The sequence below is a fragment of the Saccharothrix mutabilis subsp. mutabilis genome, from assembly GCF_039521145.1.
Lineage (GTDB): Bacteria > Actinomycetota > Actinomycetes > Mycobacteriales > Pseudonocardiaceae > Actinosynnema > Actinosynnema mutabilis.
Genome location: NZ_BAAABU010000006.1, coordinates 314,853 through 334,296, shown reverse-complemented (window position 1 = coordinate 334,296; position 19,444 = coordinate 314,853). Strand labels below are relative to the sequence as shown.

Here is a 19,444-nt window from a genome sequence, read left to right as displayed (position 1 = left end):
CGTCCTCCTCATCAATGAGCCGGGATGAGCCGGGAGGGAAGACGAGCGTGAGGAGGTCGCCGGATGGTGCAGCACGCATCCGTGCGAGCTGACGTCGAGATCGAGGTCGCCCCCGCGGCGCCCGGCCGCCCCGAGGTCACGCTGCTGGCCGGCGGGGCGTCGGTCCGGTCCGTGCGCTGGACCGCCGAGGTCGAGCTGGCCGACCTGGTCGACGCCGCCCTGGCGGGCGAGCCGCGCGCGGTGGAACACCTCCTCGCCCGCGTCCAGCCGCTGGTCCTGCGCTACTGCCGCGCCCGCGTGGGCACGCGCGAGCGCACGCTGGTGTCCGCGGAGGACATCGCGCAGGAGGTCTGCCTGGCCGTCGTCTCGGCGCTGGGCAAGTACAAGTACGAGCCCGGGTCGTTCCTGGCGTTCGTGTACGGCATCGCCGCGCACAAGGTCGCCGACGCGCGAAGACGCGCCGTGCGCAGCCGCAGCGAGGTCGTGCCCGAGCTGCCCGACACGCCGGCGCTGGAGGACGGGCCGGAGCAGCGGGCGATGAACGGCGAGATGATCGAGGCCGTCACCCAGCTGCTGCGCAAGCTGCCCGAGCGGCAGCGGGAGATCCTGGTGCTGCGGGTCGCGGTGGGGCTGTCGGCCGAGGAGACCGCGGCGGCCGTCGGCTCGACCCCCGGCGCGGTGCGCGTGGCCCAGCACCGGGCGCTGGCGCGGATGCGGGAGATGTTCGCGGCCGTGGAGGGCTGACCCTGGCATCGTGGGGGGATGACGACCGCCGACGAGCCCGCGTTCGACGTGCTGTTGTCCGGCACGGTGTTCCTGGACATCATCTTCACCGGCCTGCCCCGGCCGCCCGCGCCGGGCACCGAGGTGTGGGCCGAGGGCCTGGGCTCGTGCCCGGGCGGCATCGCCAACCTCGCCGTCGCGCTGTCGCGGTTGCAGCTGCGGACGGCGCTGTCCGCCGCGTTCGGGGAGGACGCGTACGGCGACTTCTGCTGGGAGGTGCTGGCGGAGCAGGAGGGCGTGGACCTCTCGTACTGCCGGCGGTTCTACGGGTGGCACACGCCGGTGACCGTGTCCATGGCGATGGACCGCGACCGGTCCATGGTCACCCACGGGCACCGGCCGCCGGTGTCCGCCGACGAGATGCTCGACCCGCCGCCGCGCACGCGCGCCTGCTTCGTGCACATCCAGCCGGAGGAGGAGCAGTGGGTGCGCACGGCGAAGGCCGCGGGGGCGCTGCTGTTCGCCGACATCGGGTGGGACCGGACCGGGGTGTGGGCGCCGGACCTGCTGCGCCGGCTGGACGGGTACGACGTGTTCCTGCCCAACGACGTCGAGGCGATGCGGTACACGCGGACCGAGTCCGCTCTTGATGCGGCGCGTGCGCTGTCCTCTCATGTGCCTGTGGTGGTGGTCACCCGCGGCGGTGGGGGAGCGGTGGCCGTGGACGCCTCGACCGGCGAGGTGGTGGACGTGCCCGGGTTGAACGTGGCGCCGCTGGACTCGACGGGGGCGGGGGACGTGTTCGGCGCCGGGTTCGTGCTGGGGACCCTGTCGGGGTGGTCGCTGGGGGACCGGGTGCGGTTCGCGAACCTGTGCGCGGCGCTGTCGGTTCAGCACTTCGGCGGGTCGCTGTCGGCTCCGGGGTGGATGGACATCGCGACCTGGTGGCGCACCGTGAACCGGCGGGTGGACGTGGACCCGGACTTGCGCGCGTACCGGTTCCTTGAGGACGTCGTGCCGCACCACGCGGGCGTCGAAGTGCGTCGGGCGAGCGCGACGATCAGGCTGCGCTCCTCCCGATGATCACCCGATCGTGATCTTGCGCTGATCGAACACCTGTTCGATCATGGGACCTGTACGGCCGCGAGCCGTGCGGCGCAGGGGGTTTCGCGGTCGCCCGAAAGGGGCAGGAGTAATTTCGGGTCCGCAAGCAACCTGAGGCGGTCGCCGCGCGACTCTATGTCCAGGGGGCTTTTCTTCGAGGGGATCCGGAAGGGGTTGTTCAGTGTTCGCCGCGCGTGCGACGGGTCTGGTGAAGTTGGCGGGGTTGTGCCTCATGGCGGGGGTCCTGGTGGCCGCCCTGCTGTTCCCGGTCGTGGGCGGGCTGGGCCTGGCGTCCAACCGCGCGGCGGACACGGTGGACCAGACCTCGGGTGAGCTGACCAAGGCGGAGCTGCCGCTGGTCACCACCGTGCTCGACATGAACAAGCAGCCGATCGCGTACCTGTACGACCAGTACCGCATCCCGGTGCCGTCCGAGGGCATCGCCGACACCATGAAGGCCGCGATCATCGCGATCGAGGACAAGCGGTTCTTCGAGCACAAGGGCGTCGACTGGCAGGGCATCGCGCGGGCGGCGGCCAAGGCCGGCGTCGAGGGCGAGACCTCGCAGGGCGCGTCCACGCTGACCCAGCAGTACGTCAAGAACTACCTGGCGTTCGTGGTCGGCAAGGGCGAGAAGGAGGCCTACGCGAAGGCCACCGAGGCCACCATCGGCCGCAAGATCAGCGAGGCGCGCATCGCCACGCAGCTCGAACAGAAGATGACCAAGGACGAGATCCTCACCGGGTACCTCAACATCGTCCCGTTCGGCAACGGCACCTACGGCGTCGGCGCGGCGGCCAAAACCTACTTCGGCACCACGCCCGACAAGCTGACCGTGCCGCAGGCGGCGATGCTGGCGGGCCTGGTCAACGAGCCGAGCCGGCTCAACCCGGGCGCGGCGGTGGAGCCCGCGATCAAGCGGCGCAACACCGTGATCGACAAGATGCGGGAGAACGGGGCGTTCGGCGCGGACCCGAAGGTGGCCGAGGAGAAGGCGGCGGAGTACAAGGCCGAGGGCATCGGCGTGGTGCCGGACCTGAAGCTGCTGCCCAACGGCTGCGTGGGCGCCGGCGACGGCCCGGTGTACGGGTTCTTCTGCCGGTACCTGATCGACTACCTGGAGAAGGCCGGGCTGTCGGCGGACGAGCTCAAGCGCGGCGGCTACACCATCCACACCACGATGGACCCGGTCGCCACCCGCCTGGCCAAGCAGGCGGCGGAGGACCAGGTGCCCAAGACCCAGGACGGCATCGCCAACGCGATGGCGATCGTGGAGCCGGGCGCCGAGAAGCACCGCGTCCGGGCGCTGGCGGCCAACCGCGACTTCGGCAACAACGCCGAAGCCGGGCAGAGCGCCTACCCGCTGCCGTCCGAGGTGACCAAGTTCGGCACGGGCTCGACGTACAAGGTGTTCACGGCGGCGGCGGCGCTGGAGGCCGGCGTGGCCCGCCTCGACAAGCAGATCGACACCCCGGCCACGTACACGTCCCGGATCTACAAGGGCGACCGCGGCGGGTACACCGTCAAGAACGCGAACACCGGCTACAAGGACAAGATGACGCTGACCGAGGCGCTCGCCACGTCGCCGAACACGGGCTTCGTCATCCTGGAGGAGCAGGTCGGCCTGGACAAGGTGGTCGACATGGCCTCGCGGCTGGGCCTGCGCGAGTCGATGAACGGCGTGACCACCAAGGGCGAGCCGGTGAAGCCGGGCGAGCGGTCGCAGGGCGAGACGATCAAGGCGGAGAACCGCGGCTCGTTCACCCTCGGCGTCGGCCCGACCAGCATCCTGGAGCTGGCGAACGTGGCGGCGACGATCATGAGCGCCGGCAAGTGGTGCCCGCCGACCCCGGTCGAGGGCGTGACCGACCGCAACGGCCGGCCGGTGGCGCTGAAGGAAGCGCCGTGCGACCAGGCTGTCGCTCCCGAGGTGGCGAACGCGCTGGCGAACGGCTTGGGCGCCGACACCAAGACCGGCGGCACCGCGGCGGGCGCCGCGGGCCGGGCCGGCTGGGACCGCCCGATGATCGGCAAGACGGGGACCACGGAAGACCACTGGTCGGTGGCCTTCATGGGCGCGACGGCGCACTACGCGGGCGCGGTGATGACCTTCACCGACGGCGTGGCCCCGCAGGTCATCTGCAACAGCACCCCGCCGAGGCTGTGCGGCAACGCCCCCGGCACGACGGGTGTCTTCGGCGGTTCGGTGGCGGCCCCGACGTGGTTCAACGCGATGAAACCCCTCCACGAGGGCAAGGACCCGACGCCGCTACCCCCGGTCGACCCCCGCTACCGCTAGCAGCCCACCCACCCCAGTCCCCCAGAGCCGTGGCCCCCACCCGGGAGCCACGGCTCTTCCTCACTCCCACACCTCTCGACCCACACCCACCACCCGCTCCGCTCCCCACCACCCACCCGCCGCGCCGCTTCGCGCCGCCCGCTTCGCGCCGCGCCGCTTCGCGCCGCCCGCTTCGCGCCGCCCGCTTCGCGCCGCCCGCTTCGCGCCGAACCCTCGCCCACGCCGCGCCCCTCGACCGAGCCCGCCAACCGCGCGTCCGCCGCCCGCCTCGCGCCGCGCGATCCCGCGCCCGCCCCGGCCCCGCCACCCCCACCCGCCGATCACAGCCGCCGAGCCCGCGCCGCGCCGAGCCTGGCCGCGCCGACCCGGCCGCGCCGAACCTGGCCGCCGAGGCGTGCTGACCGCGCGCCCGCCGACTCGCGCCGCCCCCACCGAGCCCGCGCCACCCCCGTCGAGCCCGCGCCGTCCCGCCGAGCCCGCGCCGCCCGCACCGAGCCCGCGCCGCGCCCTTGCCGACCGCGCGCCCGCCGACCCGCGCCCACACACACCGCGCGCCCGCACACCGCGCCCGCGCAGCCCCTCACATCCCCACCCAGGCCGCCAACGAGCCGCTCCATCTACCCGACTACCGCCCCGACCAAACCCAACTTGCTCGATCCAGTCCCCACCCACCCCAGAACCCACCACTGGTACCGCACCCGACCAGCCCAAACCCCCACCCTGACACCACTCCGACCCCCGCCACCCACCCTCACCCGCACCGCACCCAAACCCCGACCCGGTTACTCCGGCACCACCCCGCTGACCAGGCATTTATAACGACGCATTGCGGAACGCGCGCGTACTACATCACGCACAGTGACGATCAGTGGGTTATCTCACCAAATCGCGCTAGTCGCGGCCCGATGGGTTGCCTTCGCTCATCACCACGGGTTACGTTCCCCGCCGCATGTCACGGTTCGGTCACCAAAGGGACACGGCGTCGCTCCCCGAAAGCGCCGCCTCCTGGATCCCCCGCCAGGCGTCCCGACCGGGCTCCCCGATGCAAGGAAGGCATACCTTTGGCACGGCATACCAAGGCCCGTGGTCGCAGCGTGTTCAGCACGCGCCCGAGCGCCACCGGCAAGCGTGGTGCGCACCGCGCGGAGGATGAGAAGAAGCCGGTTTCCGGCAAGGTCGCGGCCGTCGTGGCGCTCGGCGCCCTGGCCAGTGTGGGCGCTTCCAGCGGCGGCACCGAGATCACGCCGTTGGCCGCCAGCACCGACCTGGCCGCGGCGATCGCGGTGTCCGGCGCTCCCGAGGCGGCGCACACCACGATCCTGACCCGGCACGAGATCGAGCCCGGCCTGGAGGCCGCGAAGCTCATGCGCTCCGAGGGCCTGATCGCCCGGCAGCACGTCGGCCAGGCCATCCAGCACGCCTCCAACGGCTACACGGCCCGCCAGGCGGAGCTCAAGCGCCAGCAGGAGGCCGCCGCGGCCGAGGCGGCGCGCGTCGCCGCCGAACAGGCCGCCCAGAAGGCCGCCGAGGAGGCCGCCCGCCGGCCCAAGGTGGCCAAGCCCGCCGAGGGCTCGTTCACCTCCGGCTTCGGCGCGCGGTGGGGCACCACGCACTACGGCGTGGACATCGCCAACTCCATCGGCACCCCGATCCTGTCCGCGATGGACGGCGTGGTCATCGAGGCCGGTCCGGCCAGCGGCTTCGGGCTGTGGGTCCGGGTCCAGCACGGCGACGGCACGGTCACCATCTACGGCCACGTCAACGAGATCCTGGTCAGCCAGGGCCAGCAGGTCGCCGCCGGCCAGCAGATCGCCACCATGGGCAACCGCGGTCAGTCCACCGGCCCGCACCTGCACTTCGAGGTGTGGCTGAACGGCTCGCAGAAGATCGACCCGGTCGGCTGGCTGAGCGAGCGCGGCATCTCCCTCTGACCACATACCGACTGGTCGGTACCTGAGGTACGGTGGGCCCCGTCACCCGAAGTGGACGGAGGCGAACCGTGAGCCGTTGGGGAATCACGCTGCCGTTGGTCGGCGTTCCCGTGCTCGACCACCGCGAGCTCGTGGCCGAGCTCGGCGACCTCGGCTACACCGACATCTGGTCGGCCGAGACGGCGGGCACCGACGCGTTCACCCCGCTGGCCCTGGCCGCGCAGTGGTCGGACCTGCGCCTGGGCACCGCGATCGCCCCCGTCTACACGCGGGGCCCCGCGACGCTCGCCATGACGGCGGCGACCCTGGCCGAGGTGTCGGGCAACCGGTTCGTGCTCGGCATCGGGTCGTCGTCGCCGGCGATCGTCCAGCGCTGGAACGCGGTCGAGTTCACCGAGCCGTTCAAGCGGACGCGGGACACGCTGCGCTTCCTCAAGGCGGCGCTCGCGGGCGAGAAGGTCACCGAGCAGTACGACACGTTCGCCGTGCGCGGGTTCCGGCTGGAACGCGTGCCGGAGCAGCGCGTGCCGATCATGCTCGCCGCCCTGCGCCCGAACATGCTCCGCCTCGCCGGCCGCGAGGCCGACGGCGCCATCACCAACTGGCTCGGCGCCGCCGACGTGCCGAAGGTCCGCGCCGAGCTGGGCGACGGCGAACTCGCGGCCCGCGTCTTCGTCTGCCCGACCGAGAACGCCGAAGCCGCGCGCGGTCTGGGCCGGATGCTCATCAGCACCTACCTCACCGTTCCCGCGTACGCCGCGTTCCACGACTGGCTCGGGCGCGGCGAGCTGCTGCGGCCCATGCACGAGGCGTGGCAGGCGGGCGACCGCCGCAAGGCCGCCGAGGTGATCCCCGACGAGGTGGTGGACGACCTGGTCGTGCACGGCAGCGTCGACCACTGCCGGGCGCGGGTCGCCGAGTACGCGGCCAACGGCGTGGACACGCCGGTCATCGCCGTGCTGCCCACGGGCGCCGACCAGCTCGACCTGGTGCGGGCCTTGGCGCCGGGAGCCTGACGTGGCCCGGAGGACGACGCCCGAGCGGATCGTCGACGCGGCGGTCCGCCTGTTCGCCGCGAAGGGGTTCGACGCGACCACCGTGCAGGAGGTGGTCGCGGCGGCCTCGGTGACCAAGGGCGCGCTCTACCACTACTTCGGCTCCAAGGACGACCTGCTGTTCGAGATCTACCGGTCGCTGATCGGCCGGCAGATGGCCGACCTGGACCGGATCGTCGCGGCGGGCGAGGACGCGGCGACGACCGTGCGGCGGATCATCGTGAGCCTGGTGGAGACCACGGCGGAGAGCGTGGACGAGACCGCCGTGTTCGTGCGCGAGATGCACCGGCTCGACGCCGAGCGGATGGCGGCTTTCCGGGCCGAACGCCGCCGTTACCACGAGACTTTCCGCGCGGTGGTCGAGAAAGCACAGGCGGACGGCAGTTTCAGTTCCCGCGTGCCCGCCGACACGGCGGTGTTGATCGCGTTGGGTGTGGTGAACCAATTGCCCACCTGGTACCGGCCGGACGGTCCGAAGTCGCCGGAGCGACTGGCCACCGAAATCGCCGAATTCGTGTTGGCGGGCCTGCGTCCTTGATGCTGCCGGATTTCTCGAACAGGGGTGCCGGATGAGCGTGAAGCGCGGGCCGGAACATTTGTCGCGGCAACGCGCCCTGGCCGAAGGGGCCGGGCTGGACCTTTCGGCGCCGGTCGCGGTGACGCAGTTCTTCTCGTCGCCGGGGCGGCACCCGGAGGCGATCGTGCGCGGGTTGAGCGACCTCGGGCTCGACGACGTCGTGGTGGACGAAGAGGTGACGGGCGACGGGTTCTGGCACGTCGCCGCGTTCACCGAGTACCGGCTGACGGCGGCCGACGTCGGCGCCGCCGAGTCGGAGATGCAGCGGATCGCCTCGGATGCGGGCGGGCGTTATGACGGCTGGAAGCTCACCTGGGTGCGGTGAGCTTCCAGCCCGGGAGATTCAGTCCTTGACGTGCGCCCGCAGGGTGGCCAGGGCTTTGTCCGCGTGGGCGGCCATGGCGAATTCGGACTTGATGACGTCCAGGACCGTGCGGTCGGTGTCGATGACGAAAGTGTGGCGCTTGAGCGGGAGCGGGCCGAACCGGCGTTTCACGCCGAAGTGTTCGGCCACCGTCCCGTCCTCGTCCGACAGGAGCGGGTAGTCGAACGTGTGCCGGGTCGCGAATTCCTTCTGCTTCGCCACCGGGTCGCGGCTGATGCCCACGCGTTGGGCGCCCACCTCCGCGAATTCCGCCGCCAGGTCGCGGAAGTGGCAGCTCTCCGCCGTGCAGCCCGCCGTCATCGCGGCCGGGTAGAAGAACAGGACCACCGGGCCGGACGAGAGCAGGTCGCCCAGGCTCGTCGGGGTGCCGTCCTGGTCCGGCAGGGTGAAGTCGGGCGCGGTGTCGCCTGGTCGCATGCTCGGTCCTTCCCGCGGGGTGTCGATCACGTTCCTCAGGGTGTTCGCCCGCGGTCCACCGTACGGTTCTCGCTAGGCTCGTAGCCAGGCCGGGAGGTGTGAGTTGACCAGCATGTCCGACGTGGCGCGGGCCGCCGGGGTGTCCGCGGCGACCGTGTCGCGGGCGTTGCGGGGCGAGCCCGGGGTGTCCGAGGCGACCCGCCGCTACGTCACCGAGGTGGCCAAGCGGATGCGGTACGCCATCGCGCGCGACGCCTCCAGCCTCGCCGGCGGGCGCAGGTACGCGGTCGCCGTGCTCACCGCCGACGTCGGGCGCGGGGACCTGCTGGCCGGGGCCGAGGGCGCGCTGCGCGCGGCCGGGTACGACGTCCTGCTCTACGTGCTGCGCGACGCCGAGGCGCGGGCGCGGTTCTTCGAGGAACTGCCGCCGCTCGGGCGTCGGGTGGACGGCGTGCTGGCGCTGTCGGTCACACTGACCGACGAAGAATCAGACGCGATCGGGGCACTGGACCTGCCGCTGGTCGCGGTGCGTGACGACGATCTGCGGGAGGCGCTGCGCCTGGCCGCCGGGCACGTGCTGGAGCTGGGCCACCGGGACGTCGCGCTGGTGCTGCCCGAGGACGTGGACGAGTCCTACGACGAGCTGCTGGTGGCCGAAGGGCTCAGCGTGCGTCCGGAGTGGACGTTGTGGTCGTCCTCGACGGTCGCGGGCGGTGAGCAGGTGGTGGACGTGCTGCTGGACGGCGACCGGCTGCCCACCGCCGTGGTGTGCGGGAGCGGGCAGGTGGCGCTGGGCGTGTTCCTGCGGCTGCGCCGCGACGGGCGGGACGTGCCCGGCGACGTGTCGATCGTCAGCCTGGACGGGCCGGACCTGGTCAGCGCCGTCGGCATCACCGCCGTCGAGGGCGCGTGGCGGGAACGCGGCGAGCACGCCGTCGGGCAGCTGCTGGCCGCGCTGCGCGGCGAGGCCGACGACGCGAAGCCGCCGTCGGTGCACCTGGTGGTCCGGGAATCGACCGCCCCGAGGTGAACCGCCTGCGACCATCGGGTGACCAGCCCCACCCCGCCTGGCCGGCGCGCACCGGGTGCGACGAAGCTGTCCCACGTGGACGACCAGCTTGCGGCACTGGCCGACGCGCACGGCGTGGCGACTTGGTACGAGGACGCGGAGCAGAAGCGGGCGGACGTCGATCCCGACGTCGTGGTGGCGGTGCTCGCCCAACTGGGTGTCGACGCCTCGACCCCGGAAGCGGTCCGAGCCGCCCTCGACGCGCCCAGACCCGCGCCGAAGACGGTCGTGCTGCGCGAAGGCGACCGCCTGGACGAGCCGGGCACCCTCACCCTGGAGGACGGCGGCACGCTCGACCTGCCCGCCGTACCCCCGTCGGGTTACCACCGACTGGGTGACCGCACGGTGATCGTCGCGCCGCGCGCCCTGCCGCCGGCGCCGAAGACGTGGGGCTGGATGCTCCAGCTCTACGCCATGCGCTCGGACGAGTCGTGGGGCATGGGCGACTTCGCCGACCTGGCCACCATCGCCCGCCGCAGCGCCGCCGAACTCGGCGCGGGCGTGCTGCTGGTCAACCCGGTGCAGGCGGTCAGCCCGACCGTCCCGGTGGAACGGTCGCCGTACTCGCCGTCGAGCCGCCGCTACGCCAACCCGCTCTACCTGCGGATCGCCGACACCGACGCCTACCGACGGGCCGACGAGGAGACCCGACGCCGCGTCGACGCCCTGCGCCCGGACAACGACACCGACCTGATCGACTACGACGCGGTGTGGACGGCGAAGAAGGCCGCCCTGGAGCTGCTGTGGGAGAGCCTGTCGCCCCTGGATGGGACACTGAGCCCCAGGGGCGGCTCAGGCGGGATGTCGCACCGGGATGGGACAATGAGCCCCGGGGGCGGCTCAGGGGAAATGTCGTACCCGGATGGGACAATGGAGACGGGGGCCGGAGGCCGCGAGCTGCGCGACTTCGCCCGGTTCTGCGCGTTGGCCGAGAAGCACGGCCCCGACTGGCGCACCTGGCCCGAGCAGGACCGCGACCCCGCCACCGCGCGGGCCGACCTCGACCGGGTCGCCTTCCACGCCTGGCTCCAGCACCTCTGCGAAGCCCAGCTCACCACCGCCCGCGAAGCCGCCGGCGACATGGCCGTCGGCATCGTCCACGACCTCCCCGTCGGCGTGCACCCCGGCGGCGCGGACACGTGGGCCGTCCGCGACGCCTTCGCCCCCGACGTCCGCGTCGGCGCGCCGCCGGACGCGTTCAGCCAGTTGGGCCAGGACTGGAACCTCCCGCCGTGGCGGCCCGACCGGCTCGCCGAGCAGGGCTACGAGCCGTTCCGCGCGGTCCTGCGCAGCGTGCTCAGGCACGGCGACGGCATCCGCATCGACCACGTCGCCGGCCTGTGGCGGCTCTGGTGGATCCCGCCCGGCGAACCGCCCAAGCGCGGCACCTACGTGCGCTACGACGCCGAGGCGATGCTGGCCGTCCTCACGCTCGAAGCGCACCGGGCGGGCGCCGTCGTCGTGGGGGAGGACCTCGGCACGGTCGAGCCCAAGGTCACCGAGCAGTTGCACGCGCACGGCATGCTCAGCTCCGCCGTCCTGTGGTTCCAGCGCGACTACAAGCAGCCCGGCCACCCGCTCAAGCCGCCGCGCACCTGGACCCCGACCGCGATGGCGAGCGTCTCCACCCACGACCTCCCCACGGCCGCCGGTTTCCTGCGCGCCGAACACGTTCGGGTGCGAGCCGAACTGGGGCAGTTTGAAGGTGACGTCGAGCGGGAATACCGGGCTGCCGCCGCCGAGCGCGCCGAACTCGAAGAACTGCTCAAGCGGGAGGGTGTCCCTGCCGATGACCTGGTTACCGCGCTCCACGCCCTACTAGCGAAGGCACCGTCCCTGCTGCTGCTCACATCGCCCCAGGACGCACTCGGCGAGGTCCGCCAGCCGAACCTCCCGGGCACCGTCGACCAGTACCCGAACTGGCGCATCCCGCTGCCGGTCCGGGTCGCCGGCCTGTTCACCGACGCGCGTGTCCTCCGGGTCGCGGAGGCGCTGCGCCGATGACCGGAAACACTCTCGTCACCGCGGTTCCCGCGACCGCGGGGTATCGTCAAGCCGTCACCCGCGCAACGGTTGGAGGTGGCATTCACCCGTGAACACCGAGCTGGTGTCCCGCACCGGGCTGGTGCCCGAACAGATGATCTCCCCGGCCCCCGCCGACGTCCTCGAACTCGCCGTCGAGCGCGTCCTGGCGGCCGTCCGCCCCTCGCACCTCACCGACCCGCTGGCCGGCGCCCACGCCGCCGAGAAATCCCTCCGCGAAGCCCTTCGGACGGTCGACGGCGCCAGCGCCGACGACGCCTACGGCAGGGCCGTGGCCTGCGCCGAGGCCGCCTGCGAGCACCTGCGGTACGCGGAGTTGCAGGAGGCGAGACTCCTGCTGGTCGCGGCCCGCGGTCAGCTCGTCCGGTCGCACTCCGGCAGGGCATGATCTAGAACGGTAGGGGTTGACCCGTTCGTCCCGGAGGAGCACCTGTGCGACCCTGGCCCGGAACGCCCTACCCGCTCGGCGCGGCCTACGACGGCGTCGGCACCAACTTCACCCTGTTCTCCGAGGTGGCGGAGTACGTCGAGCTGTGCCTGTTCGACGACGACGGCACCGAGGAGCGCGTGCGGCTGCCGGAGGTGGACGGCTTCGTCCACCACGGCTACCTGCTCGGCGTCGGCCCCGGCCAGCGCTACGGCTTCCGCGTGCACGGCCCGTACGACCCGGAGCAGGGGCTGCGGTGCAACCCGAACAAGCTGCTCATCGACCCCTACGCCAAGGCCATCACCGGCGGCGTCGACTGGCACGAGTCGCTGTTCGGCTACCCGTTCGGCGAGCCCGACGAGCGCAACGACCTCGACTCCGCCGGGCACGTCCCGCTGTCGGTCGTGGTCAACCCGTTCTTCGACTGGGCCAACGACCGGCCGCCCAAGACGCCGTACAACGAGTCGGTCATCTACGAGACCCACGTGCGCGGCCTGACCATGCTGCACCCCGAGGTGCCCGAACGGCTGCGCGGCACCTACGCGGGCCTCGCGCACCCGGCGGTGATCGAGCACCTGAAGTCGCTCGGCGTGACCGCGGTCGAACTGATGCCGGTGCACCAGTTCATCACCGACCACGGGCTGTCCGAGAAGGGACTGCGCAACTACTGGGGTTACAACACGATCGGGTTCTTCGCGCCGCACGCCGGTTACGCGGCGCTACCCGACCAGGCCGGCCAGGTGCAGGAGTTCAAGGGCATGGTCCGCGCCCTGCACGAGGCGGGCATCGAGGTCATCCTCGACGTGGTCTACAACCACACCGCCGAGGGCAACCACCTCGGTCCGACGATCTCCATGCGCGGCATCGACAACCAGGCCTACTACCGGCTGGTGGACGACGAGCCGAAGTACTACATGGACTACACCGGCACCGGCAACTCGCTCAACGTCCGCAGCCCGCACACCCTCCAGCTGATCATGGACAGCTTGCGCTACTGGGTGACCGAGATGCGCGTGGACGGGTTCCGGTTCGACCTCGCCGCCACCCTGGCCCGCGAGTTCTACGACGTGGACCGGCTGTCCACGTTCTTCGACCTGGTGCAGCAGGACCCGGTGGTCAGCCAGGTCAAGCTGATCGCCGAGCCGTGGGACGTCGGACCCGGCGGCTACCAGGTCGGCAACTTCCCGCCGTTGTGGACGGAGTGGAACGGCAAGTACCGCGACACCGTCCGCGACTTCTGGCGCGGCGAACCGGCGACGCTGGGCGAGTTCGCCTCGCGCGTCACCGGCTCGTCGGACCTGTACCAGGACGACGGCCGCCGCCCGTACGCGTCGGTCAACTTCGTCACCGCGCACGACGGGTTCACCCTCACCGACCTGGTGTCCTACAACCGCAAGCACAACGACGCCAACGGCGAGGACGGCCGCGACGGCGCGGACGACAACCGGTCGTGGAACTGCGGCGTCGAGGGGCCCACCGACGACCCCGAGGTGCTCGACCTGCGCGCCCGGCAGCGGCGCAACCTGCTCGCCACGCTGCTGCTGTCGCAGGGCGTCCCGATGATCCTGCACGGCGACGAGCTGGGCCGCACCCAGCAGGGCAACAACAACGCCTACTGCCAGGACAACGAGCTGTCCTGGGTCGACTGGACGCTGGTCGAGAAGAACAAGGACCTGGTCGACTTCACCTCCGCGCTCACCGCGTTCCGCCGGGCCCACCCGGTGCTGCGCCGGCGGCGGTTCTTCCAGGGCAAGCCCATCCGCAAGGGCGACGAGCTGCGCGACATCGCGTGGTTCACACCTTCGGGCGAAGAGATGACCGAGCAGAACTGGGAGGACGACTTCGGCCGCTGCGTCGTCGTCTTCCTCAACGGCGAGGGCATCCCGGACCTGGACCCGCGCGGCATGCGCGTGCTCGACGACTCGTTCCTGCTCGTGTTCAACGCCCACCACGGAGACATCGAAATCACTCTTCCGGATGACAGTTACGGTCCGCAGTGGACGGTCGTGGTGGACACCTTCGCCGGGGTGGTGCGCGAACCGGACACCGGCGAGCCGGTGCCCGCGGGCGGCACGGTGACCGTGCCCGCGCGGTCCCTGCTGGTGCTCCAGCGGACGGGCGTCGAATGACCGCCCCGGACCGGGGAGCGCCCGCCTCGACCTACCGCATCCAGTTCACCCCCGACTTCACCTTCGCCGACGCCGAGGCCGTCGTGGACTACCTCGACGCGCTCGGCGTGGGCGCGCTCTACGCGTCGCCGCTGCTGGAGGCCGTGCCGGGCTCGACGCACGGCTACGACGTGGTGGACCCGACCAGGGCGCGCGAGGAGTTCGGCGGCGAGGCCGGCCGGCAGGCGCTGGGCAAGGCGCTGCGGCGCGCCGGGCTCGGGCTGGTGGTGGACATCGTGCCCAACCACATGGCCACCGGACCGGAGAACCCGTGGTGGTCCGACCTGCTCGCCCGCGGGCGGGAGTCGAGGTACGCGAAGTACTTCGACGTGGACTGGTCCTCCGGCAAGCTGCTGCTGCCCTTCGCGGGCTCGCCCGAGGAGGAAGAGGAGCACGAGCACTACCGGCTGGTGTTCTGGCGGCGCGGCAACGCCGCGCTGAACTACCGGCGGTTCTTCGACATCACCACGCTGGCGGCCGTGCGGGTGGAGGACCCGGAGGTCTTCGAGGCCACGCACGGCGAGGTGCTGCGCTGGGTCGCGGCGGGCGAGGTCACCGGCCTGCGCGTGGACCACCCCGACGGGCTGGCCGACCCCGGCGCGTACATGCGGCTGCTCAAGCAGCGCGCCGGGTGCTGGGTGGTCGTGGAGAAGATCCTGGGCGTGGACGAGGCGCTGCCCGCGTCCTGGCCCGTCGAGGGCACCACCGGCTACGACGCGCTGCGCGAGGTGTGCGGGCTGTTCGTGGACCCGGCGGGCGAAGCCGCGCTCACCGCGCTGGCGGCCGAGTCGGGCGTGGCGACGGACTTCGCGGCCGTCGAGCACGAGTGCCGGGACCTGGTGGCGCGCGGCATCCTGCGCGCCGAGGTCAAGCGGATCGCCGCGCTGGTGGACCACCCGGACCGGGCGCTGGCCGAGGAGGCCGTGGCCCAGCTGATGGTCGCCTTCCCGGTCTACCGGTCCTACCTGCCGGAGGGGCGCGACGCGTGGGACGCGGCGGTGGCCGCGTGCACCTGCCCCGCGGTGCGGGCGTTGGACGAGCAGGTCCGGGCCGACCCGCACGGCGAGCTGGCGACGCGCATCCAGCAGACCTCCGGCATGGTCGTCGCCAAGGGCACCGAGGACACCGCGTTCTACCGGTACAGCCGGTTCGTGGCGCTCAACGAGGTCGGCGGCGCGCCGGACCGGTTCGGCGTGCCGGTCGAGGAGTTCCACCGGCGGGCGGCGGCGCGCGAGGCCGGGTCGCCGGCGGCGATGACCGCGCTGTCCACGCACGACACCAAGCGGTCGGAGGACGTGCGGGCGCGGCTCGCGGTGCTGGCCGAGATCCCCGACGAGTTCGCCGACGCGGTGCGCCGGTGGACCGCCGAGTGCGGCATCGACGAACCCGCGCTGAACATGCTGGCCTGGCAGTCGCTGGTGGGCGCGTGGCCGATCACCGCCGACCGGATGGCCGCCTACCTGGACAAGGCGGCCAAGGAGTCCAAGGTCCGCACCACGTGGATCGACCACGACGAGGAGTTCGAGGCGGCGGTCGCGGCCTGGCCGGCGCGGGTGCTGGACAGCCCGCTGGGCGGGGACGTGGCGGCGTTCGCCGAGCGGGTCGTCGCGCCGGGCTGGTCCAACGCGCTGGGCCAGAAGCTGGTGCAGCTGGTCGCGCCGGGTGTGCCGGACGTCTACCAGGGCTCGGAGCTGTGGGACCTGTCCCTGGTCGATCCCGACAACCGGCGGCCGGTGGACTACGAGGTGCGGCGGCGGTTGCTCGCGCGCATCCGGGACGGGTGGCTGCCCGCGGTGGACGACTCGGGCGCGGCCAAGCTGCTGGTGGTGCACCGGGCGTTGACCCTGCGGCGGGAGCGGCCGGAGCTGTTCCGCGGCTACCGGCCGTTGCGGGCCTCCGGGCCCGCGGCGAAGCACGTCGTGGCGTTCGAACGGACCGGGCTGGTCGCGGTGGCGACGCGGTTGCCGGTGGGACTGGCCGCGGGCGGCGGGTGGCGCGACACCGTGCTGCCGCTGCCGCCCGGCGACTGGACCGACGTGCTGACGTCCCGGCCCGTGCGCGGGCCCCTGGGCGAGATGCTGGACCACTACCCCGTGGCACTGCTGGTGCGAGGAGATTCGTGACGTTCTCGGTGTGGGCGCCTGCTCGTGATCGTGTTCAGGTGCGGGTGGACGGGCAGGACCACGAGATGACCGCCGGGGACGGGGGGTGGTGGTTCTCGGACGTCGAGGGCACGGACTACGCGTTCGTGCTCGACGGCGAGGCGCTGCCCGACCCCCGGTCGCGGTGGCAGCCCAACGGGGTGCACGAGGCGTCCCGCGTCTACGACCACTCGGCCTTCGAGTGGACGGACTCGGCGTGGACCGGCCGGCCGTTGCAGGGCGCGGTGATCTACGAGCTGCACATCGGCACGTTCACCCCGGGCGGCACGTTCGACTCGGCGCTGGAGAAGCTCGACCACCTGGTGGACCTGGGCGTCACGCACGTCGAGGTGATGCCGGTGAACGCGTTCGACGGCACGGCCGGGTGGGGCTACGACGGCGTCCTGTGGGGCGCGGTGCACGAGCCGTACGGCGGGCCGGACGGGTTCAAGCGGTTCGTGGACGCCTGCCACGGGCGCGGGTTGGCCGTGCTGCTGGACGTGGTCTACAACCACCTGGGGCCGTCGGGCGCGTACCTCGACCGGTTCGGGCCGTACTTCGCGGGCCGCAACGACTGGGGTCCGGGGTTGAACCTCGACGGGCCCGACTCCGACGAGGTGCGCCGGTACGTCGTGGACAACGCGGTGAGCTGGTTGCGCGACTACCACGTGGACGGGTTGCGGCTGGACGCCGTGCACGCGTTGGTGGACCGCAGCGCCGTGCACGTGCTGGAGCAGCTGGCGTCCGAGGTGGACGCGCTGTCGGCCGGGCTGGGCCGGCCGTTGACGTTGATCGCCGAGTCGGACCTCAACGACGCGCGGCTGGTGACGGCGCGCGAGGCGGGCGGGTACGGGCTGGACGCCCAGTGGGCCGACGACCTGCACCACGCGCTGCACGTGGCGTTGAGCGGCGAGACGTTCGGGTACTACCCGGACTTCGAGGGCCGCTTGGCGCAGACCCTGGAGGGCGTCTTCCTGCACGCGGGCACGTGGTCGTCGTTCCGGCACCGCCACCACGGGCGGCCGGTGGACAAGCGGCTGCCCGGCTACCGGTTCCTGGCCTACCTGCAGAACCACGACCAGATCGGCAACCGGGCGGTCGGGGACCGGCTGTCCGCGTCGGTGTCGCCGGGGCGGCTCGCGGTGGGCGCGGCGCTGGTGTTCTGCTCGCCGTTCACGCCGATGCTGTTCATGGGGGAGGAGTGGGCGGCGGGCACGCCGTGGCAGTTCTTCGCGTCCTTCCCCGACCCGGAGCTGGCCGAGGCGGTGCGGACGGGCCGGCGGCGGGAGTTCGCGCGGCACGGGTGGGGCGAGTCGGAGGTGCCCGACCCGATGGACCCGGCCACCGTCGAGCGGTCCACCCTGCGGTGGGAGGAACTCGGGGTTGACCAGCACCGGCGGGTGTTGGAGCTGTACCGGTCGCTGATCGCGCTGCGCCGGTCCCGGCCGGAGCTGGCGGACCCCCGGTTGGACCGCTTCCGGGTCGACGTCGTCGGCGACGCGCTGGTCCTGCACCGGGGGTCGTTGCGCGTGGTGGGCAACCTCGGCGGCGCCGCGGAGGTCGAGCTGCCCGCACCGGGCGAGGTGCTGCTCGCCTCGGCCGAGGCGAAGGTCGTCGGGCAGGTCGCGCACCTGCCCGCCGAGTCGTTCGCGGTGGTTCAGTTGTCCGGTTGACGCGTGCGGTGTTCCGGGAGCCAGCCGACCTCGGCCAGTTTCTCCGCGAGCAGCCGGCCGGCCAGGCTGACCTGGTCGGCCAGGTGTCTTCGCACCTCCGGCAACGGCGCCACCGCGTCGTTCGCGGCGTCGTAGGCCGCGACGAGGCTCCGCGCGGCCTGCACCACCTCCTCCACCCCGGGCCACTCGGAGTGCTCGGGCTGCCCGTTCGGCAACGCGGTCCGGTGCACCGCCCGGACCGCCCGACGCGCGCCCAGTTCGGCGGCCAGGTCGATCAACTGCACGGCGATGGTGTGCAACTTGACGTTGTGGTGTTGCGACATGCTGACCAGCAGTCGGAAGCCCTCCTGGGGCGTGCACCCCTGGACGGCCGCGATCAGGCCCGTGGCCTGTCCGATCACGGTGCGGGTCTGCACGGCTCGGCGCAGTCCCGCCACTTCCGCTTCCAGGCTGGCGATCCGCGCGGCGAGCGTGTTGTCCAGTCCGTCGTCCCCGACCACGGTCGGGCTCCTCTCGCACGTCGAAACTCGTGGTCAGCGCGTGCGACGGACATGCGGTGCCAGCCCCGCAAGCCCACAGCTGTAACGCTGACCAGGCGCCTCGGGGGTGCCGGGCGCCGGTTGGCTTGCGGCTGGCTTTTCAACCGCGTAGACGATCACCGTAGTAGAGGCCGGGCTTACGCGAAAACCGGAGGGTCCTCCTTCACTTTGACCTGCGGTTTTTCAACGCTCCGCTGGTCTCTGATGCTCTCCGCTCTCTCTAGCAGGACGCGCTTCGCTCTCTCGGGCATGACGCGCTTCGCGCTCTCGGGCGTTGCGCGCTGACGCGCTCTCAAGATCAAAAGCGCCTCGCCGGCGGGCAGGCCCCCGGGGGTGGAAGGGCGTCGGTTCGTTCCCCGCACGGCCTGCCGGAGGCAACCACCCTTCACCCTTCTTGGCAACCGGTGAAGCGTGGTTGCCAAGAAGGGTGAAGCGCGGTTGGGCTGCGCCCAGGCCGTACGGGGAACGAACCGAGGCCCTTCCTTGGCTTGGCAGCCCGAGCGAGCCGCGCTTCGCGCGGATAAGCAGTGTGGTGGGGGGTGGGGTGAGCGGGGCCAGCGAGCTGGCGAGCGGTGGGCGGCGGGGGCGGGGCTGGCGAGCGGTGGGCGGCGGGGCGCTGGCGAGCGGTGGGCGCGGGCGAGCCGGGCGGGCGAGTGGGGGCGGGCGAGTGGGGCGGGCGAGCCGGGCGGGCGAGTGCGGGAGGGCGAGTGGGGGAGGGCGAGCGGCGGGGGCTGTGGTGTCGCGGGGCTGTGGCGCGGGGAGTTTCGGCCAGTTGGCCCGGCCCACCCCGGCCCGGTCCGGCCCACCCCGGCCCGGTCCGGCCCGGTCGGTCCAACTCGGCCCGGTGCGGGTCCGCTTTCCGCGCCGCAGGCGCGCCCATTGGGCTATCAGCC

16 protein-coding genes are annotated in these 19,444 nt (G+C 72.4%); 13 read left to right on the top strand and 3 right to left on the bottom strand.

What is annotated here, in order from left to right:
• The first annotated feature begins 63 nt into the window (after positions 1–63).
• The 3 genes from shbA to ABD126_RS17600 all read left to right on the top strand — a co-directional run bounded on the left by shbA (position 64) and on the right by ABD126_RS17600 (position 4,126).
• Positions 64–744, top strand: coding sequence for an RNA polymerase sigma factor ShbA (shbA, locus tag ABD126_RS17610; RefSeq protein ID WP_343934938.1), 681 nt, complete (start codon positions 64–66; stop codon positions 742–744).
• An 18-nt stretch (positions 745–762) separates the two neighbouring features.
• Positions 763–1,806, top strand: a complete 1,044-nt coding sequence (locus ABD126_RS17605) for a PfkB family carbohydrate kinase (protein WP_343934937.1) — start codon at positions 763–765, stop codon at positions 1,804–1,806.
• A gap of 202 nt (positions 1,807–2,008) precedes the next feature.
• Complete coding sequence (locus ABD126_RS17600) at positions 2,009–4,126, top strand: transglycosylase domain-containing protein (protein ID WP_343934936.1); 2,118 nt, start codon at positions 2,009–2,011, stop codon at positions 4,124–4,126.
• A gap of 320 nt (positions 4,127–4,446) precedes the next feature.
• Here the strand turns inward: ABD126_RS17600 and ABD126_RS17595 are convergent, their stop codons facing one another.
• The gene (locus ABD126_RS17595; RefSeq protein ID WP_343934935.1) at positions 4,447–4,743 is read right to left on the bottom strand and encodes a hypothetical protein; all 297 of its coding nucleotides are present in this window, start codon (positions 4,741–4,743) and stop codon (positions 4,447–4,449) included.
• Positions 4,744–5,220: 477 nt separating this feature from the next.
• Between ABD126_RS17595 and ABD126_RS17590 the strand changes: the two genes are divergently transcribed.
• From ABD126_RS17590 to ABD126_RS17575, 4 genes are all read left to right on the top strand, one after another.
• Positions 5,221–6,057, top strand: a complete 837-nt coding sequence (locus ABD126_RS17590; RefSeq protein WP_343934934.1) for a M23 family metallopeptidase — start codon at positions 5,221–5,223, stop codon at positions 6,055–6,057.
• 68 nt (positions 6,058–6,125) lie between these two features.
• Positions 6,126–7,073, top strand: a complete 948-nt coding sequence (locus tag ABD126_RS17585) for an LLM class F420-dependent oxidoreductase (protein WP_343934933.1) — start codon at positions 6,126–6,128, stop codon at positions 7,071–7,073.
• Between the two features lies 1 nt (position 7,074).
• Positions 7,075–7,650, top strand: coding sequence for a TetR/AcrR family transcriptional regulator (locus ABD126_RS17580; RefSeq protein ID WP_343934932.1), 576 nt, complete (start codon positions 7,075–7,077; stop codon positions 7,648–7,650).
• A 31-nt stretch (positions 7,651–7,681) separates the two neighbouring features.
• A complete protein-coding gene (locus tag ABD126_RS17575; RefSeq protein WP_343934931.1) occupies positions 7,682–8,014 on the top strand; it encodes a ribonuclease E inhibitor RraB in 333 nt (110 codons plus the stop codon).
• A gap of 18 nt (positions 8,015–8,032) precedes the next feature.
• Here the strand turns inward: ABD126_RS17575 and ABD126_RS17570 are convergent, their stop codons facing one another.
• Entirely contained in the window at positions 8,033–8,491 is a 459-nt protein-coding gene (locus ABD126_RS17570; RefSeq protein WP_343934930.1) for a peroxiredoxin, read from the bottom strand.
• Between the two features lie 112 nt (positions 8,492–8,603).
• Between ABD126_RS17570 and ABD126_RS17565 the strand changes: the two genes are divergently transcribed.
• From ABD126_RS17565 to treZ, 6 genes are all read left to right on the top strand, one after another.
• Complete coding sequence (locus ABD126_RS17565) at positions 8,604–9,521, top strand: LacI family DNA-binding transcriptional regulator (RefSeq protein WP_343934968.1); 918 nt, start codon at positions 8,604–8,606, stop codon at positions 9,519–9,521.
• Positions 9,522–9,596: 75 nt separating this feature from the next.
• The gene (locus ABD126_RS17560) at positions 9,597–11,564 is read left to right on the top strand and encodes a 4-alpha-glucanotransferase (protein ID WP_343934929.1); all 1,968 of its coding nucleotides are present in this window, start codon (positions 9,597–9,599) and stop codon (positions 11,562–11,564) included.
• An 88-nt stretch (positions 11,565–11,652) separates the two neighbouring features.
• Complete coding sequence (locus tag ABD126_RS17555; RefSeq protein ID WP_343934928.1) at positions 11,653–11,991, top strand: hypothetical protein; 339 nt, start codon at positions 11,653–11,655, stop codon at positions 11,989–11,991.
• 44 nt (positions 11,992–12,035) lie between these two features.
• Positions 12,036–14,159, top strand: a complete 2,124-nt coding sequence (gene glgX, locus ABD126_RS17550) for a glycogen debranching protein GlgX (RefSeq protein ID WP_343934927.1) — start codon at positions 12,036–12,038, stop codon at positions 14,157–14,159.
• On the top strand, positions 14,156–16,321 hold the full coding sequence (treY, locus tag ABD126_RS17545; protein ID WP_343934926.1) for a malto-oligosyltrehalose synthase: 2,166 nt from the start codon (positions 14,156–14,158) through the stop codon (positions 16,319–16,321). Before glgX ends, treY begins: the two co-directional genes overlap by 4 nt.
• The gene (gene treZ, locus ABD126_RS17540) at positions 16,318–18,012 is read left to right on the top strand and encodes a malto-oligosyltrehalose trehalohydrolase (protein ID WP_343934925.1); all 1,695 of its coding nucleotides are present in this window, start codon (positions 16,318–16,320) and stop codon (positions 18,010–18,012) included. Before treY ends, treZ begins: the two co-directional genes overlap by 4 nt.
• Here the strand turns inward: treZ and ABD126_RS17535 are convergent.
• Positions 17,997–18,512: an ANTAR domain-containing protein gene (locus ABD126_RS17535; RefSeq protein WP_343934924.1), complete on the bottom strand. Its 516-nt coding sequence runs from the start codon at positions 18,510–18,512 to the stop codon at positions 17,997–17,999. The two genes, treZ and ABD126_RS17535, sit on opposite strands and share 16 nt — an antisense overlap.
• Positions 18,513–19,444 lie beyond the last annotated feature (932 nt).

Coding starts and splice junctions, on each gene's coding strand:
- shbA (WP_343934938.1), top strand. CDS start 64: ATGGTGCAGCACGCATCCGTGCGAGCTGACGTCGAGATCGAGGTCGCC.
- ABD126_RS17605 (WP_343934937.1), top strand. CDS start 763: ATGACGACCGCCGACGAGCCCGCGTTCGACGTGCTGTTGTCCGGCACG.
- ABD126_RS17595 (WP_343934935.1), bottom strand. CDS start 4,743: ATGGAGCGGCTCGTTGGCGGCCTGGGTGGGGATGTGAGGGGCTGCGCG.
- ABD126_RS17575 (WP_343934931.1), top strand. CDS start 7,682: ATGAGCGTGAAGCGCGGGCCGGAACATTTGTCGCGGCAACGCGCCCTG.
- ABD126_RS17570 (WP_343934930.1), bottom strand. CDS start 8,491: ATGCGACCAGGCGACACCGCGCCCGACTTCACCCTGCCGGACCAGGAC.
- ABD126_RS17565 (WP_343934968.1), top strand. CDS start 8,604: ATGTCCGACGTGGCGCGGGCCGCCGGGGTGTCCGCGGCGACCGTGTCG.
- treY (WP_343934926.1), top strand. CDS start 14,156: ATGACCGCCCCGGACCGGGGAGCGCCCGCCTCGACCTACCGCATCCAG.